We start from the raw sequence: 16,272 nt of genomic DNA on the forward strand, positions 1-16,272 counted from the left end.
GCGATCATGACCGAGTCGCAAACCGCCTTCGAGCTGCTGCTGGACATCGACCGCCGTTGCCGCCTGCTGGCCGCCGACCTGCCGTCCCAGGAAACCCGCCTGCAACGCTGGAGCGGTATCGGCTTTCGCCTGGGGCCACACTGGTACGTGGCGCCCATGGGCGAGGTCGCCGAGGTGTTGCATGAACCGCGCTGCACCTTGATGCCGGGGGTCAAACCCTGGGTCAAGGGCGTGGCCAACCTGCGCGGGCGCTTGCTGCCGGTGCTGGACCTGGGCGGTTTCCTTGGCCTTGAGTTATCCAAGGCGTGCAAGCAAAGGCGGGTGCTGGTCGTGGAGTTCAATGACGTGTTTGTCGGGCTGCTGGTAGACGAAGTGGTCGGTATGCAGCACTTCCCATTGGATGCCTGGATGGCCAGCACCGCGTCCGGCGCGCCGTTTATCCAGGGCCAGTTCGACGGCGACCCGCAGTGGCAAGTCTTCAGCCCCTTCGCTTTGGCCCAGGCCCCTGGCTTCATGGATGTCGCCGCATGAGCACCGTTACTACGCCCAAACCCCAGGCCGCTTCGCGCAGCCGTTCGCAGATCATTGTGCTGTTTATCGCCTTGATCGTGTTCATCATGTTGCTGTTCGCCAACTTTGCGTACCTCAACACCCAGTCCACCTACGACAAGCAGTACATCGGCCACGCCGGTGAGCTGCGCGTGCTGTCCCAGCGCATTGCCAAGAACGCCACCGAAGCCGCCGCCGGCAAGGCCGCCGCGTTCAAGCTGCTGGGCGAGGCGCGCAACGATTTTGCCCAGCGCTGGGGCTACCTGAAAAAGGGTGATCCGCAAACCGGCTTGCCCGCCGCACCCAGCGCGGTGCGCGCCGAAATGCGTGCCGTGCAGACCGACTGGGAAGCGCTGCTGAAAAACACCGATGCGATCCTCGCCAGCGAGCAGACCGTTCTGTCCCTGCACCAGGTGGCTGCGACCCTGGCCGAAACCGTGCCGCAACTGCAAATGGAGTCGGAAAAAGTCGTCGATATCCTGCTGCAACGCGGCGCCCCGGCCAGCCAGGTGGCGTTGGCCCAGCGCCAGTCGCTGCTGGCCGAACGGATCCTGGGGGCGGTCAACACCGTGCTTGCGGGCGATGAAACCGCCGTGCAGGCCGCCGATGCCTTCGGTCGCGACGCCAACCGTTTTGGCGTGGTGCTCAACGGTATGCTCAACGGCAACCCCGGGCTGCGTATCACTCAGGTCGAAGACCCTGACGCCCGTACGCGGCTGGTGGAGATTGCCGAGCTGTTCGAGTTTGTCTCAGGCTCCGTGGATGAAATCCTCGAAACCTCGCCGCAGTTATTCCAGGTGCGGGCTTCGGCGAGCCATATCTTCAACCTGTCGCAAACCCTGCTCGATGAAGCCTCGCACCTGGCCACCGGTTTTGAAAACCTCGCCGGCGGGCGCAGTTTCGACACCATCGGCGGCTATCTGCTGGGCCTGCTGGCGCTGGCCTCGATCATCCTGATCGGCTTGGTGATGGTGCGCGAGACCAACCGCCAACTGCGTGAAACCGCCGAGAAGAACGAGCGCAATCAGAACGCGATCATGCGCCTGCTGGATGAAATCGAAGACCTGGCCGACGGCGACCTCACTGTCACCGCCTCGGTTACCGAAGACTTCACCGGCACCATCGCCGATTCGATCAACTATTCCGTGGATCAATTGCGTGACCTGGTCGCCACCATCAACCTGACGGCCGGGCAAGTCGCCGGTGCGGTGCAAGACACTCAGGCCACCGCCATGCACCTGGCCCAGGCGTCGGAACATCAAGCGCAGCAGATTGCCGAAGCGTCTACCGCGATCAACCAGATGGCGCAGTCGATCGACCAGGTATCGGCCAACGCCGCCGAGTCCTCAGCGGTGGCAGAGCGCTCGGTTGAGATCGCCAACAAAGGCAACGAGGTGGTGCACAACACCATCCATGGCATGGACAACATTCGCGAACAGATCCAGGACACCGCCAAGCGCATCAAGCGCCTGGGCGAGTCATCCCAGGAAATTGGCGACATCGTCAGCCTGATCGACGACATTGCCGACCAGACCAATATCCTCGCCCTCAACGCCGCGATCCAGGCCAGCATGGCAGGCGATGCCGGGCGCGGTTTTGCGGTGGTGGCCGATGAGGTGCAACGCCTGGCCGAGCGCTCGTCGGCGGCCACCCGGCAGATCGAAACTCTGGTGCGGGCGATCCAGGCCGACACCAACGAAGCAGTGATCTCCATGGAGCAGACCACCACCGAGGTGGTGCGCGGCGCACGCCTGGCCCAGGATGCCGGGGTCGCGCTGGAAGAGATCGAAGGCGTGTCGAAAACCCTGGCGGCGCTGATCCAGAGCATTTCCAATGCAGCGCAGCAGCAGACGTCTTCGGCCGGGCAGATTTCCCTGACCATGAATGTGATCCAGCAGATCACCACACAGACGTCGTCGGGGTCGACCGCGACCGCCGAGAGCATTGGTAACCTGGCGAAGATGGCCAGTCAGTTGCGCAGGTCGGTGTCGGGTTTCACCTTGCCGCCACCCAAGCAGGTGGACGATTGAAATACGACCTGAAGAACGCCACAGTCCAATTGTGGGAGCTGGCTTGCCTGCGATAGCGGTCTGTCAAATACAGATGTATTGCTGACCCACCGCTATCGCAGGCAAGCCAGCTCCCACATTGGATCTCCATTGTTTGTGAGATACCAGCAACCCACGAATTCTAAGCGGAGCAGTTATGGTTGATCGGCACGACTACGTGGCCCTCGAATGGGTCAAGGGCGACATTGCCGAAACCCTGAAACAGGCCCGTTCGGCGCTGGACGCTTACGTTGAAACCGGCGACGGCGACACCCTCGACAATTGCCTGGCCGGGATCCACCAGGTGCATGGCGCGCTGCAAATGGTCGAGTTCTACGGCGCGGCGCTGTTGGCCGAAGAGATCGAGGAACTGGCCCTGGCGCTCCAGACCGGTCGCGTCAGCCAGCGCGAAGAAAGCATCCGCCTGCTGCAACAGGCCCTCGGCCAGTTGCCGCTGTACCTGGATCGCGTACACAGCGCCCGCCGCGACCTGCCGCTGGTGGTACTGCCGCTGCTCAACGACCTGCGCACTGCGCGGGGTGAAAGCCTGTTGTCTGAAACCAGCCTGTTCAGCCCGCAACTGCTGTCGATCGCGCCGCTGCCTGATGAAACACTGGCCCAACGAGCAACGCCGCAGTTGCATGAGCAGTTGCGCCAATGGCACCCCTTGCTGCAACAAGCCCTCGCCGGGTTGCTGCGTGAAGACCACGGCCCGAGCAACCTGGAAGATATGGCGCGGGTGTTCGCACGCCTTGAGGCGTTGTGCCAGGGCGCGCCGTTGTTACCGCTGTGGCAGGTGGCCTCGGCACTGGTCGAGGGCATGTTGACCGGCGTGGTCGCCAACAGCCCGGCGCTGCGCAGCCTGCTCAAGGCCAGCGGCAAACAACTCAAGCGCCTGCTGGCCCAGGGCATTGACGGCATCAATCAGCCTGCGCCGGATGAGCTGCTCAAAAGCCTGTTGTTTTACGTGGCCAAAGTCACCCGACCGACGCCGCGCATGCAAAGCCTTAAAGAGCGCTATGGCCTGGATGAAGCTTTGCCCGACAGCGCCGTGGTCGACGCCGAGCGTGCGCGAATGGCCGGGCCGGACCGCAATGCCATGGGGTCGGTGCTCGGTGCCTTGTGTGAGGAACTGGTGCGGGTCAAGGAGCGCCTCGATCTGTTCGTACGCAGCGACCGCCAGCACATCGACGAACTCGACGCACTGCTGGCGCCCCTGCGGCAGATCGCCGACACCCTCGCCGTACTGGGTTTTGGCCAGCCGCGCAAAGTGATCATCGACCAGTTGGCCGTCGTGCTGAGCCTGGCCCAGGGGCAACGCGAACCCAATGACGCGGTGCTGATGGACGTGGCAGGCGCGTTGCTCTACGTCGAAGCCACGCTGGCGGGCATGATCGGCACGGTGGAGCCGCAAAGCCGCGAAGAAAGCCGGCTGCCCACCACCGACCTGACCCAGATCCATCAGTTGGTGATTGCTGAATCCTGCCAGTGCCTCAAACAAGCCAAGGAACTGGTGATCGACTGCGTCGAAGCCCATTGGGACCGCCAGCGTCTGGAATCCTTGCCGCAATTGCTGAGCCAGGTGCGTGGCGCGCTGGCGATGATCCCTTTGCCGCGTGCGGCGAGCCTGATGCGCGGCTGCACCGATTATGTCGACGAGCAGTTGATGATCAGCGACGTCGCGCCTTCGCCGGTGCAACTGGAGCAGTTCGCCGATGTGATCAGCAGCCTGGAGTATTACCTGGAACGCATGCTCCAAGACCCTGACGCCGCTGGCGAGCGCGTGCTGGAGCGGGCCACCCAAAGCCTGGCGGCGCTGGGTTATCTGCCGGCCGAAAAACCCTGGCGCCAGGCATTGGTCGCGCCCGATGGCGCACTGTCGACCGAACAGGTACCGAGCCAATCCCAATTTGACGCACTGGCAAGCCCCACGTCAGGCCTTAATCCTCCGGCCCTGCAACGCCCCGGCAGCCTGCTGCCACCGCCGGCGGGTGAAGAGCCGATTGACGATGAGCTGCGCGAAGTCTTCCTCGAAGAAACCGACGAAGTTCTCGACGTGCTGCACCGCAACCTGCCCAACAGTGCGGACAAAACCGCCCAGGGCGAAATGCGCCGTGCCTTCCATACGTTGAAGGGCAGCGGTCGCATGGTCCGTGCCCTGGTGCTGGCCGAACTGGCCTGGGCCGTGGAAAACCTGCTCAACCGTGTGTTGGAACGCAGCGTCGCCCTTGGCGCCGAGGTGCAGCAGGTGCTGGATGAGGCCGTGGCTGTGCTGCCGGAATTGATCGCCGATTTTGCCATCGACGACCAACGCCAGCGCGACGAAGTCGACGCCCTGGCCGCCCGCGCCCATGCCTTGGCCAGTGGCGCGGCAACAACCGCTGGCGAGCCCCATGACCCGATGCTGATGGAGATCTTCCGCAACGAAGCCCAGAGCCATCTGGACAGCCTCAACCACTTCCTGCACCACGCCGCCGAACAGGTGCCGTTGCAGGTCAGTGATGAACTGCAACGCGCCCTGCATACGCTCAAGGGCAGTGCCTACATGGCCGGGGTGTTGCCCATCGCCGAGCTGGCGCGCCCCCTCGACCACCTGACTCGCGAATACAAGGCCCATCGCTTGCCCCTGGACCTGGACGAAGTGGAGTTGCTGCTGGAAGCCGAAGGGCTGTTCCAGCGTGGCCTGCGCGACCTGGACAGCGATCCCCTGGCACCCATTCAGGGCGCAGCGGATCTGATCAGACGCACCCAAAGCCTGTTGGACCAGCAGCTTGCAGCGCTGCTCGAAGCCCCTGGCAGCGGCCTGCCGATCAAGCGCGATCGGCATTTGATCACCAACTTCCTGGCCCAGGGCATGGACATTCTGCTCGACGCCGACAACCTGTTGCGCCGCTGGCAGCAACATCCCGGCGAACGCCAGGAACTGACCGCCTTGCTGGATGAGCTGACCACCTTGGGGGAGGGCGCGCACATCGCCGACCTGCACGCTATCGACGCGTTGTGCGAGGCCTTGCTCGACCTGTATGGCGCTGTGGAAGAAAGCAGCCTGGCGGTCAGCGAGCGGTTTTTCCATGAGGCGGAACAGGCCCATGAGGCGCTGATCAACATGCTCGACCAACTGGCTGCCGGCCAGGAAATCAGCCCGGCACCTGCGCGGGTACAAGCCTTGCACGCGTTGCTGGATGACGCGCTGGACCCGTCCGCCACCGGCCTGATCAAAAGCGACGGCAGCCGCGCCCTGAGCATTTCGGAACTGGGTGCTGCCACTGCGCAGTTGGATCAGCAAACAGCCATGGATGATGAGATTGTCGACATCTTTCTTGAGGAGGCCGTGGATATCCTCGACAGTGCCGGGCAGTCCCTCAAGCGCTGGTTGCTGGAGCCCGAAAGCGCCGCGCCGTTGTCCTCACTGCAACGGGACCTGCACACCCTCAAGGGCGGTGCGCGCATGGCCGAAATCGACCCGGTGGGTGACTTGGCCCATGAGCTGGAGTGCCTGTACGAGGGCCTGGTGGACCGCCGCTACAGTTACACCCCCGAGCTGTCCCAGGTGCTGATGGCCAGCCACGAACGGTTGGCTTTGCAACTGGAAGAACTGCAACAGCAGCAGCCTTTGAGCGACGCTGCCGAGCTGATCGCCAAACTGCGTGAGCTGCGCCAGAACAGCGCGCCGGCGACTCCGGCTGCGGCGGCGCCGGCCTCAGGTGCAGACCCTGAATTGCTGGATATCTTCCTCGAAGAGGCCGCCGATATCCTCGACAGTTCAGGCAGCGCGTTGCTGCGCTGGCAGGCCGAGCCGGGCAACCGCCAGGAAGTCGAAACCCTGCTGCGTGACCTGCACACCCTCAAGGGCGGGGCGCGCATGGTAGAGATCGGGCCGATTGGCGATTTGGCCCATGAGCTGGAGTTTCTCTACGAGGGGCTATCCGCCGGGTTGCTGGCGCCGACCCCAGAGCTGTTTGCGCTGCTGCAAGGTTGCCATGATCGTTTGGCACAGATGGTCGACGCTGTAGCGGATGGGCTGCCGGTGGGGGCGGTGGACAAACTTATCGAGCGCATCAAAAGCCTGGTGCACCCCAGTGTAGAGCCGGTGGTGCCCGTGGCGTTGCCTGCGGGCAAGGCTGAAGCGGTGGTCGACCCCGCAGCCGACATGGTGAAAATCTCCGCCGAACTGCTCGACGACCTGGTTAACCTCGCCGGTGAAACCTCGATTTTCCGTGGCCGTATCGAGCAGCAAGTCAACGATGCGCGCATTGCATTGAATGAAGTGCAAACCACCATCGAGCGGATGCGCGATCAATTGCGCCGGCTCGACAGCGAAACCCAGGGGCGCCTGCTCAGCCGTCAGCAGGCCGAGGCCGAACGCCTGGGCTACGAAGAGTTTGACCCACTGGAAATGGATCGCCATTCGCAGTTGCAGCAGCTGTCCCGCGCGCTGTCCGAATCGGCCTCCGACCTGCTCGACCTCAAGGACACCCTGGAGCAGCGTCATCAGGATGCCCACGATTTGCTCCAGCAACAGGCGCGCATCAACACCGAATTGCAGGAGGGTCTGATGCGCACGCGCATGGTGCCTTTCGAGCGGATGCTGCCACGCCTCAAGCGCATCGTGCGCCAAGTGGCGCAGGAGCTGGGCAAGGACGTTGAGTTTATCGTCGGCAATGCCGAAGGCGAGATGGACCGCAACGTGCTCGAACGCATGGCGGCGCCACTGGAACATATGCTGCGCAATGCCGTCGACCACGGTCTGGAATCGCGTGAGGTGCGGTTGCAGGCGGGCAAGCCGGAAAAGGGGCGCATTACCCTGGACCTGACCCACGAAGGCGGCGACATCGTCTTCGACATGCGTGACGACGGCGCCGGCGTGCCCCTTGAAGCGGTGCGGCGCAAGGCGATCAAGCGCGGCCTGCTCGGCCCGGATCAAACCATCAGCGACCGCGACGTGCTGCAGTTCATCCTGCAGCCGGGCTTTTCCACGGCAGAAAAAATCACCCAGATCTCCGGGCGCGGCGTGGGCATGGACGTGGTGCACGAAGAAGTGCGTCAGCTCGGCGGCTCGATGGTGATCGACTCGACCCCAGGCGTGGGCGTGCACTTTCGTATTCGCCTGCCGTTTACCGTGTCGGTCAACCGTGCGTTGATGGTGCAATGCGCAGACGACCAGTACGCAATTCCCCTCAACACCCTTGAAGGCCTGGTGCGCGTACTGCCCCACGAACTGGCCGGGCACTACCAGCAAGATCCGCCGCATTATGAATACGCCGGCCAGCGCTACGAGTTGTTTTACCTGGGTGATCTGCTGCACACCGTCAGCCGCCCGAAACTGCTCGGCCAATACCAACCGCTGCCGGTGTTGCTGGTGCATTGCAATGAACGGCGCGTAGCGGTGCATGTGGACGCCATGGCCGGCACCCGCGAGATCGTGGTCAAGGGCCTGGGGCCGCAGTTTGCCGGGGTACAGGGCGTGCCCGGTGCGACCATCCTCGGTGATGGCCGCGTGGTGTTGATCATTGACCTGCTCGCGCATATCCGCGCCCGCCAACCGGCCTTGCCGGCCCAGGCAGTGGATGTGCCACTGGTCCTCAACGACCCGCTGAAAAAACGCCCGCTGCTGGTACTGGTGGTGGACGACTCGGTCACCGTGCGCAAAGTCACCAGCCGCCTGCTGGAGCGCAATGGAATGAACGTGCTTACCGCCAAGGACGGCATTGATGCCCTCGCGGTGCTTGAAGAACACACCCCGGACCTGATGCTGCTCGACATCGAAATGCCGCGCATGGACGGCTTCGAAGTGGCCATCCAGATACGCAATGACCCGCGCCTGATGCGCCTGCCGATCATCATGATCACCTCGCGCACCGGCCAGAAACACCGCGACCGCGCCATGGCCATTGGCGTCAACGACTACCTCGGCAAGCCGTACCAAGAGTCGGTGCTGCTGGAAAGCATCGCCTACTGGAGCAAGTCCCATGCTTGACCACCGCGCCAGCCAACTCACCGGCCTGCTGCTGCCCCTGGCCGACCGCCACCTGGTGCTGCCCAACGTGGCCATCGCAGAGCTGATCGACTTCCAGCGCGGCGAACCGGCCAGCGATGCACCGCCGTGGTACCTGCGGCAAGTGACCTGGCGTGATCGGCAAATCCCCTTGATCAGCTTTGAAGCCGTGTGCGGTGAAGCCAGCGTGACCGGCGAACGCTCGCGGATCGTGGTGTTGAATGCGTTGGGGGGCAGGCCCACGTTGAAATTCATTGCGCTGGTTATTCAGGGCATTCCCCGCTCGTACAAACTCGATAGCGAGTTGAGCTATGTGGATGTGCCGCTGTGCCCGCTGGAACTGGCGGCAGTGCAGGTAGGGGAGCAGGTGGCGAAGGTGCCGGATTTGATGGGGTTGGAGGCGCTGTTGGTTGAGTCCGGCCTGGCCTGAACATAAGCCTTGTGAAATTCCAATGTGGGAGCTGGCTTGCCTGCGATAGCGGTGGGTCAGCAATACATCTGTATTTGACAGACCGCTATCGCAGGCAAGCCAGCTCCCACACTGAATTGTGCTTGGCCCAAGATCTCAATCAATCCGCGCAAACCGCTCAATTACCGGTTGCTCCCGATGCTCGGCCTGCCATAAGTCGTAGGCACTTTGCATCGACAACCATAACTGGGCTTTACTCACGCCAGCCCGTTCCAACCGAACGGCAAGGTCCGGGCTGACCGGGGCGTGGCCATGCAAGATCCTTGAAAAAGTCTCGCGGGCGAAGCCAAGACGTCGCGCCATCTCGGTAATGGTGATGCCCAAGGCTGGGATAACGTCCTCAAGTAAAATTTCACCTGGGTGAGTTGGGTTGTGCATCGGCATGTTGGTACGTCCTTCGACTATGGGCATTCAACCGCGAAGGCTAGAAGGACCAGTTCCAAGCAACAACCCCAAAACGCTGTATGAAACTTCCTGCACGCCCTTCGACATAAAAGGCTTCGGATTTTTCCTGCAAGATTTTGGGCCGTGCATGAACTTGTGGTGAGAGGTCCGCACGCCTAGTCTTCGTCCCGTCATCGCAAAAAACGGTGACACGGACGTGCAAGTCCGGTTACATGTCGGCGCACCAACGCCCATAGCCATTCAACGGGCGTTTTTTATGCCTGCTGTACTCGTTATGGCGGCTGTGCGTGGGAGACTCTTCGGAGTCTGCCGGGGTCCGATATGCCCGGTCTTGCACACCTGCGCACAGCTGCCACCTTGATTCGCGTGCAAGCGGAAGAGGGCAGCTTCCATCACATATCGGAGCTGTAAATCATGATCAAACCTACCCCCAATCCACCCCTTTTCACCGTCAACCCCCACCAAACCACCGAAACCCTGCTGGTCAACGCCAGTGAAACCCTGTCCTCCCTCAACGCACTCACCTGCAACCTGGCCTTTGACCTGGACACTTCCCAGCGCGCCATCATGCTCGGGATTCAGCAAATGGCAGAGTTTGGTCAGTTGTTGGTCGATAGGGCACTTGAGCAAATCAGCCATTCGCCGGAATTTTCAAACGGTCCCAAATAGGGACTGATCGGTCCTTGTTTGGGACCGATATCTAACAAGCAACGCTGAGCAAATGTGGGAGGGAGCAAGCCCCCTCCCACATTTTGAGCTTTGTTACTCCAGGCGTAACGGTCTGCCGCTGAGCTTGATTGATAGCACCTAAATTCACTCCTAAGGTACAGCCCCACGACAGCAAACCCCGTGGAGCGACCATGACAACAACCATCACCCCCGACTCGCGCTGGACGCGGCGGCGCGACGAGAAGCAGCGGCGGCTCGGGCTGGTCAAACAGTATGCAGACGGGGCGGTGCTGCCCAGTGACAAGATCGTCGAGGCGCTTGAAGCGCTGATCCTCCCCGGCGACCGCGTGGTACTGGAAGGCAACAACCAGAAGCAGGCCGACTTCCTCTCGCGCTCCCTGGCCAAGGCCAACCCGGCCAAGCTCCACGATTTGCACATGATCATGCCCAGTGTCGGGCGCGCCGAGCACCTGGACCTGTTTGAAAAGGGCATCGCCCGCAAGCTCGACTTTTCCTTCGCCGGCACTCAATCCCTGCGCATCAGCCAGTTGCTGGAAGACGGGCTGCTGGAAATCGGCGCGATCCATACCTACATCGAACTCTATGCGCGCCTGGTGGTGGACCTGATCCCCAACGTGGTGCTCTCGGCCGGCTTCATGGCCGACCGTGCCGGCAATATCTACACCGGCGCCAGCACCGAAGACACCCCGGCGCTGATCGAACCCGCCGCGTTCAGCGATGGCATCGTCATTGTGCAGGTCAACCAGTTGGTGGACGACGTCACCGACTTGCCCCGTGTGGACATCCCCGCAAGCTGGGTGGATTTCGTGGTGGTGGCCGACAAGCCTTTCTACATCGAACCGCTGTTCACCCGCGACCCGCGCCATATCAAGCCGGTGCATGTGCTGATGGCGATGATGGCGATCCGTGGCATCTACGAAAAACACAATGTGCAGTCGCTCAACCATGGCATCGGCTTCAACACCGCCGCCATCGAATTGATCCTCCCCACCTACGGCGAATCCCTGGGGCTCAAGGGCAAGATCTGCCGCAACTGGACCCTCAACCCACACCCCACGTTGATCCCGGCGATTGAAAGCGGTTGGGTCGAGAGCGTGCATTGCTTCGGCACCGAGCTGGGCATGGAAAACTACATCGCCGCCCGCCCGGATGTGTTCTTCACCGGCCGCGACGGCTCGATGCGCTCCAATCGCATGTTCTGCCAACTGGCCGGCCAGTACGCGGTGGACCTGTTTATCGGCGCCACCCTGCAAGTGGATGGCGATGGGCATTCCAGCACCGTGACCCGTGGCCGCCTTGCCGGTTTCGGTGGTGCGCCGAACATGGGCCACGACCCACGTGGTCGTCGGCACGGCACACCGGCCTGGCTGGATATGCGCCATGACGATGCGCCCGAGGCCTTGCTTGAGCGCGGCAAAAAACTTGTGGTGCAAATGGTCGAGACCTTCCAGGAGGGCGGCAAACCGACCTTTGTCGACACCCTCGACGCGGTGGAAGTGGCACGTAAAAGCGGCATGCCGCTGGCGCCGATCATGATCTACGGCGACGACGTTACCCACTTGCTCACCGAAGAAGGCATCGCCTACCTCTACAAGGCGCGCTCCCTGGAAGAGCGCCAGGCAATGATCGCTGCCGTCGCCGGGGTGACGGCAATCGGTATGCGCCATAACCCCAAGGACACCGCCCGTATGCGTCGCGAAGGCTTGATCGCCTTGCCCGAAGACTTGGGTATCCGCCGCACCGACGCCACCCGCGAGTTGCTGGCTGCCAAGAGCGTAGCCGACCTGGTGGAATGGTCCGGCGGCTTGTACAACCCGCCTGCCAAATTCAGGAGCTGGTAAATGCACGCTCTCAAACAGCATGAACTGAGCCTGGCTGATCGCCTGGCGGATATGGCCGTCGACGCGCTGATCGATGAAGCGGATTTGTCGCCTAAACCCGCCTTGGTAGACCGGCGCGGCAACGGCGCCCACAGTGATTTGCACCTGGGCCTGATGCACGCCTCGGCGCTGTCGCTGTGGCCGATGTTCAAGGAAATGGCCGAGGCTGCCCTTGAATTCGGTGAAGTCGGTGTGCCCTTGCGTGAAGCACTCGGCCGTCTTGGCCGCGAAGGCGAGCAAGCGATGCTCATCACTACCAACGGCGTAAATACCCATCGCGGCGCAATCTGGGCTCTTGGTTTGCTCACCGCAGCAGCGGCCCTGCAACCACGCGCCGTAACCCTGACCGCGGCCAAACTAGCTCTGCTCGAAGACCGCTTCGCGCCGCAACCGCTGAGCCACGGCGCACAGGTCGCCCAGCGCTACGGCGCACGCGGTGCCCGTGAAGAAGCGCAACTGGGCTTCCCCGCTGTGATGCAACGCGGCCTGCCGCAACTGCATAAAAGCCGCGGGCAAAACGCCGGTGAGCAGAATGCCCGCCTGGATGCCTTGCTCGCGATCATGACCGAGCTGGCCGACACCTGCGTGCTCTACCGCGCCGGCACTGAAGGCCTCCAAGCCATGCAGCAAGGCGCCCAGGCCGTGCTCGACGCTGGCGGTAGCGCAACCCTCGCGGGCCGTCGCCAACTGCACGCACTGGACCAGCAACTCCTGGCCCTGAATGCCTCCCCTGGCGGCGCTGCCGACTTGCTCGCCGCCTGCCTGTTTATCGACCGCCTCGACGGAGCGTTGTGATGGAAACCTTATCCTTTGAATTCCCCGCGGGCCAGCCGCCAAAAGGCCGCGCGCTGGTGGGTTGCGTCGGTTCGGGCGACCTCGAAGTGCTGCTGGAGCCGGGCACTCCCGGCACGCTGACCATCCAAGTGCAGACCTCGGTCAACGGCGCCGAGCAACGTTGGCAGCACCTGTTCGAACGCATCTTCCAGGAGCAGACGCCACCTGCCTTGAACATCGATATCCACGATTTCGGCGCCACCCCCGGCGTGGTGCGTTTGCGCCTGGAGCAAGGTTTCGAGGAGGTCGGCCATGACTGATTTGCTCAACAAACACAGCTTCGTCGAACTCGGTGCGCGGCAGCGCGCCAAGGCGTTGTTGGATGCTGGCACTTATCGTGAACTGATCGACCCGTTCCAACGGGTCATGTCGCCGTGGCTCAGCCGCCAGGGCGTAGTGCCCCAGGCGGATGACGGTGTGGTGATTGCCAAGGGCAGCATCGGCGGTTTGCCGGTGGTGGTCGCCGCTATCGAGGGCAATTTCCAAGGCGGCAGCCTCGGTGAAGTCGGTGGCGCAAAAATCGCGGGGGCACTGGAACTGGCCGCCGAAGACAACCGCAACGCCATACCGACCCGCGCCGTGCTGCTGCTGGAGACCGGTGGGGTGCGCTTGCAGGAAGCCAATCTGGGGCTGGCCGCGATTGCTGATATCCATGCTGCGATTGTCGACCTGCGCCAGTACCAGCCGGTGGTCGGTGTGGTGGCGGGCAGTGTCGGTTGTTTTGGCGGTATGTCCATCGCTGCCGGACTGTGCAGTTACCTGGTGGTCACCCGCGAAGCGCGCCTGGGTTTGAATGGCCCGCAAGTGATCGAGCAGGAGGCCGGCCTGGAAGAATACGACTCCCGCGACCGGCCTTTCATCTGGAGCCTTACGGGCGGCGAACAACGTTTTAACAGTGGCTTGGCCGACCGTTACGTGGCGGACGATGTGGTGCAGATCCAGCAGACCGTGAGCGCGCTGTTGCAACACGGGGCGCCCGAACAACCCCGCAGCCGGCGCGCTGACTTCTACCTGGCGCGGCTGGCCGAACTCGACACAGCGGCGCAAATCGAGCCCGCGACGGTTCGCGCTCTGTATCAGGGAGAACGCCCATGAGAGGGTTACAGTGGTTCAATGCATTGAGCGCTGGCGCAGCACCCGTAGAGGGCTTGCCGGACTCATTGAAAGTCGCAGACGGCGTATTGGGTGAACAGGCGGTGCGCTTTATCGCCGTGGTCACCGACCCGAATAACCGCTTCCCGCGTGCGCGCAATGGCGAAGTCGGGTTGCTGGAAGGTTGGGGGCTAGCCAAGGCCGTCGATGAAGCCATCGAAAGGGGTGACAAACGCCCGCTGATCGCCATCGTCGATGTGCCCAGCCAAGCCTATGGCCGTCGTGAAGAAGCCCTCGGCATTCACCAGGCCCTGGCCGCCGCTGCCGACAGCTACGCTCGCGCACGCCTGGCCGGCCACCCGGTGATTGCACTGCTGGTGGGCAAGGCCATGTCTGGCGCATTCCTGGCCCACGGTTACCAGGCCAATCGCTTGATCGCCCTGCGCGACCCTGGGGTGATGGTGCATGCCATGGGCAAGGCTTCGGCTGCGCGGGTGACCCTGCGTAGCGTCGAAGAATTGGAAGCCCTGGCCGCCAGTGTGCCGCCGATGGCCTATGACATCGACAGTTATGCCAGCCTGGGTTTGCTCTGGGAGACCTTGTCGGTGAGCCAGATTGAACAGCCGACAACGGACGATGTGGCGCGGGTCAGCGATTGCCTGGTGCAGGCGATCAAAGATGTCGTGCAACCCGATTTAAAAGGACGTCTCGGTGCGACTAATCGCACCGCCTCAAGCCATGTACGCCAACTGCTGCGGGAACAATGGTGAACGCCCATGACTTGCTCTGGGGCATGACCCCGGCGCACCTGCCTGCGGATGCTCCGGCCTGGGCGCGGGACGCGCTGAGCGCCGGCCATCCAGTAGTGGTGCGGCGCGCCATTACCGAAGCAGGTCAAGTGGCGGTTGGCGTACGTGGGCGTCTGCGTGAGCAGCGTTATGGGGCGGTGATGCCTGTTGCTGCGGTGCAACGGCGCGTGGCGCCCGAAGACTTGCGCCAGGTGATCTCGCCACGGGATTTACCGGCGCTGCGGGCGCTCGATCAACTGCGGCCAGTGTTGGCGCAGTATCACTGGGGCGTCAGCGGCAGCGCCGGATTTGAATTGGCGAGCGGCGTCGAAGCGTTGCATGCCATGAGTGATCTGGATTTGATCCTGCGCACTCCCGAACCGCTTGATCGCAACGCGGCGCGTGCATTGCTGGCGAAATTCGACACCGCACCGTGCGCCGTGGACCTGCAACTGCAAACCCCGTTTGGCGCTGTTGCCTTGCGCGAATGGGCCACAGGCTCACGCCGCGTACTGCTCAAAACCACTGGCGGCGCGCACCTTGTACTTGACCCCTGGCAGGCCGTGGCATGAGCAGCTTGTTGGTGTTTCCGGGGCAGGGCGCCCAGCGCGTGGGCATGCTCCAGGCGCTATCGGCCCAGGTTCTGGAAGAAGCCAGTGATGCCTTGGGTGAAGATGTTCGTCGGCTCGATTCGGCGCAAGCCTTGGCGAGCACGCGTGCGGTGCAACTGTGCCTGCTGATCGTCGGCGTTGCCCATGCCCAGCAGTTGCACCATACGCCTGACTACGTGGCGGGCCTGTCGATCGGCGCCTACCCGGCCGCCGTCATCGCCGGCGCCCTGGACTTCGCCGATGCGCTGAAACTGGTCAGCCTGCGTGGCGAGCTGATGCAACAGGCTTATCCACAAGGCTACGGCATGACCGCCCTGATCGGCCCCGATTTATCCACGGTTGAAGCCTTGCTGGCAGATATCCACAGCGCCGCAACTCCGGTGTATCTGGCCAATATCAACGCCGACAACCAGACCGTGATCGCCGGCAGCAATGAAGCGATGCAGCGTGTCGCCGAGCGCATCAAAGGCAACGGCGTCGCCAAGCGTCTGGCAGTGAGCGTGCCGTCCCACTGTGCGCTGCTGGAAGCGCCGGCCAAGGTGCTTGCCCAAGCGTTCGTCCCACTCAAGGCGCCGCGCATCACCTACCTGAGCAGCACCCGCGCGCGACCTATCCACAACCCTGAGCAACTGCGCGATGACCTGGCCTTCAACATGTGCCGCGTCGTCGACTGGCGCGGCACCGTGCAAGGCGCCTACGAGCGTGGCGTACGCCTGCAAATCGAACTGCCCCCGTGCGCGGTGCTCACTGGTCTGTCACGCCGCGTGTTCGAACAAGGCACGGTGATCGCCTGCGAAGGCGCACGCCTGGACACCTTGCAGGCCCTGCTGCAAGAGGAGGAGCGCCGCCACCGATAAAGCAACACCCAAGGCTTTCGAAGCACAACAACAACAATTTCGAACGAGCACTTT

General features: G+C 62.8%; 13 protein-coding genes. 12 read left to right on the plus strand and 1 reads right to left on the minus strand.

Going from position 1 to position 16,272, the window contains the following annotated elements:
* The first annotated feature begins 6 nt into the window (after positions 1-6).
* From TK42_RS11495 to TK42_RS11510, 4 genes are all read left to right on the plus strand, one after another.
* Positions 7-531, plus strand: a complete 525-nt coding sequence (locus tag TK42_RS11495) for a chemotaxis protein CheW (RefSeq protein ID WP_103734236.1) — start codon at positions 7-9, stop codon at positions 529-531.
* The gene (locus TK42_RS11500; RefSeq protein WP_032878941.1) at positions 528-2,579 is read left to right on the plus strand and encodes a methyl-accepting chemotaxis protein; all 2,052 of its coding nucleotides are present in this window, start codon (positions 528-530) and stop codon (positions 2,577-2,579) included. The genes TK42_RS11495 and TK42_RS11500 overlap by 4 nt, the downstream gene beginning before the upstream one ends.
* Positions 2,580-2,754: 175 nt before the next feature.
* Positions 2,755-8,574, plus strand: a complete 5,820-nt coding sequence (locus TK42_RS11505) for an Hpt domain-containing protein (protein ID WP_103734237.1) — start codon at positions 2,755-2,757, stop codon at positions 8,572-8,574.
* The gene (locus TK42_RS11510) at positions 8,567-9,022 is read left to right on the plus strand and encodes a chemotaxis protein CheW (RefSeq protein ID WP_005792246.1); all 456 of its coding nucleotides are present in this window, start codon (positions 8,567-8,569) and stop codon (positions 9,020-9,022) included. Before TK42_RS11505 ends, TK42_RS11510 begins: the two co-directional genes overlap by 8 nt.
* Positions 9,023-9,157: 135 nt before the next feature.
* Here the strand turns inward: TK42_RS11510 and TK42_RS11515 are convergent, their stop codons facing one another.
* Positions 9,158-9,445 (minus strand): HigA family addiction module antitoxin, encoded by a 288-nt coding sequence (locus TK42_RS11515; protein WP_103734238.1) that lies wholly within the window; start codon positions 9,443-9,445, stop codon positions 9,158-9,160.
* A 435-nt stretch (positions 9,446-9,880) separates the two neighbouring features.
* On the opposite strand from TK42_RS11515, the gene TK42_RS11520 reads away from it, so the two are divergent.
* The 8 genes from TK42_RS11520 to mdcH all read left to right on the plus strand — a co-directional run bounded on the left by TK42_RS11520 (position 9,881) and on the right by mdcH (position 16,218).
* Complete coding sequence (locus TK42_RS11520; RefSeq protein WP_103734239.1) at positions 9,881-10,135, plus strand: DUF6124 family protein; 255 nt, start codon at positions 9,881-9,883, stop codon at positions 10,133-10,135.
* A 191-nt stretch (positions 10,136-10,326) separates the two neighbouring features.
* Positions 10,327-11,997 carry a malonate decarboxylase subunit alpha gene (mdcA, locus tag TK42_RS11525; protein WP_103734240.1) on the plus strand — a complete coding sequence of 557 codons (1,671 nt, stop codon included), beginning with the start codon at positions 10,327-10,329 and terminating at the stop codon, positions 11,995-11,997.
* A complete protein-coding gene (locus TK42_RS11530) occupies positions 11,998-12,831 on the plus strand; it encodes a triphosphoribosyl-dephospho-CoA synthase (RefSeq protein ID WP_103734241.1) in 834 nt (277 codons plus the stop codon). It abuts the gene before it with no gap.
* Positions 12,831-13,130, plus strand: coding sequence for a malonate decarboxylase subunit delta (locus TK42_RS11535; protein WP_025857695.1), 300 nt, complete (start codon positions 12,831-12,833; stop codon positions 13,128-13,130). The genes TK42_RS11530 and TK42_RS11535 overlap by 1 nt, the downstream gene beginning before the upstream one ends.
* Positions 13,123-13,965 carry a biotin-independent malonate decarboxylase subunit beta gene (locus TK42_RS11540; protein ID WP_103734242.1) on the plus strand — a complete coding sequence of 281 codons (843 nt, stop codon included), beginning with the start codon at positions 13,123-13,125 and terminating at the stop codon, positions 13,963-13,965. The genes TK42_RS11535 and TK42_RS11540 overlap by 8 nt, the downstream gene beginning before the upstream one ends.
* Positions 13,962-14,732, plus strand: coding sequence for a biotin-independent malonate decarboxylase subunit gamma (gene mdcE, locus TK42_RS11545; protein WP_032878953.1), 771 nt, complete (start codon positions 13,962-13,964; stop codon positions 14,730-14,732). The genes TK42_RS11540 and mdcE overlap by 4 nt, the downstream gene beginning before the upstream one ends.
* A complete protein-coding gene (locus TK42_RS11550) occupies positions 14,726-15,322 on the plus strand; it encodes a malonate decarboxylase holo-ACP synthase (protein ID WP_032878954.1) in 597 nt (198 codons plus the stop codon). Before mdcE ends, TK42_RS11550 begins: the two co-directional genes overlap by 7 nt.
* Positions 15,319-16,218 carry a malonate decarboxylase subunit epsilon gene (mdcH, locus tag TK42_RS11555; protein ID WP_103734243.1) on the plus strand — a complete coding sequence of 300 codons (900 nt, stop codon included), beginning with the start codon at positions 15,319-15,321 and terminating at the stop codon, positions 16,216-16,218. Before TK42_RS11550 ends, mdcH begins: the two co-directional genes overlap by 4 nt.
* Positions 16,219-16,272: the final 54 nt, after the last annotated feature.

The sequence above is a fragment of the Pseudomonas sp. GZJR-8 genome (genome assembly GCF_002916705.1).
In the GTDB taxonomy this organism is placed as follows: Bacteria; Pseudomonadota; Gammaproteobacteria; order Pseudomonadales; family Pseudomonadaceae; genus Aquipseudomonas; species Aquipseudomonas synxantha_A.

Coding starts and splice junctions, on each gene's coding strand:
- TK42_RS11510 (WP_005792246.1), top strand. CDS start 8,567: ATGCTTGACCACCGCGCCAGCCAACTCACCGGCCTGCTGCTGCCCCTG.
- TK42_RS11520 (WP_103734239.1), top strand. CDS start 9,881: ATGATCAAACCTACCCCCAATCCACCCCTTTTCACCGTCAACCCCCAC.
- mdcE (WP_032878953.1), top strand. CDS start 13,962: ATGAGAGGGTTACAGTGGTTCAATGCATTGAGCGCTGGCGCAGCACCC.
- TK42_RS11550 (WP_032878954.1), top strand. CDS start 14,726: ATGGTGAACGCCCATGACTTGCTCTGGGGCATGACCCCGGCGCACCTG.
- mdcH (WP_103734243.1), top strand. CDS start 15,319: ATGAGCAGCTTGTTGGTGTTTCCGGGGCAGGGCGCCCAGCGCGTGGGC.
- TK42_RS11500 (WP_032878941.1), top strand. CDS start 528: ATGAGCACCGTTACTACGCCCAAACCCCAGGCCGCTTCGCGCAGCCGT.
- TK42_RS11535 (WP_025857695.1), top strand. CDS start 12,831: ATGGAAACCTTATCCTTTGAATTCCCCGCGGGCCAGCCGCCAAAAGGC.
- TK42_RS11515 (WP_103734238.1), bottom strand. CDS start 9,445: ATGCCGATGCACAACCCAACTCACCCAGGTGAAATTTTACTTGAGGAC.
- mdcA (WP_103734240.1), top strand. CDS start 10,327: ATGACAACAACCATCACCCCCGACTCGCGCTGGACGCGGCGGCGCGAC.
- TK42_RS11505 (WP_103734237.1), top strand. CDS start 2,755: ATGGTTGATCGGCACGACTACGTGGCCCTCGAATGGGTCAAGGGCGAC.
- TK42_RS11540 (WP_103734242.1), top strand. CDS start 13,123: ATGACTGATTTGCTCAACAAACACAGCTTCGTCGAACTCGGTGCGCGG.
- TK42_RS11495 (WP_103734236.1), top strand. CDS start 7: ATGACCGAGTCGCAAACCGCCTTCGAGCTGCTGCTGGACATCGACCGC.
- TK42_RS11530 (WP_103734241.1), top strand. CDS start 11,998: ATGCACGCTCTCAAACAGCATGAACTGAGCCTGGCTGATCGCCTGGCG.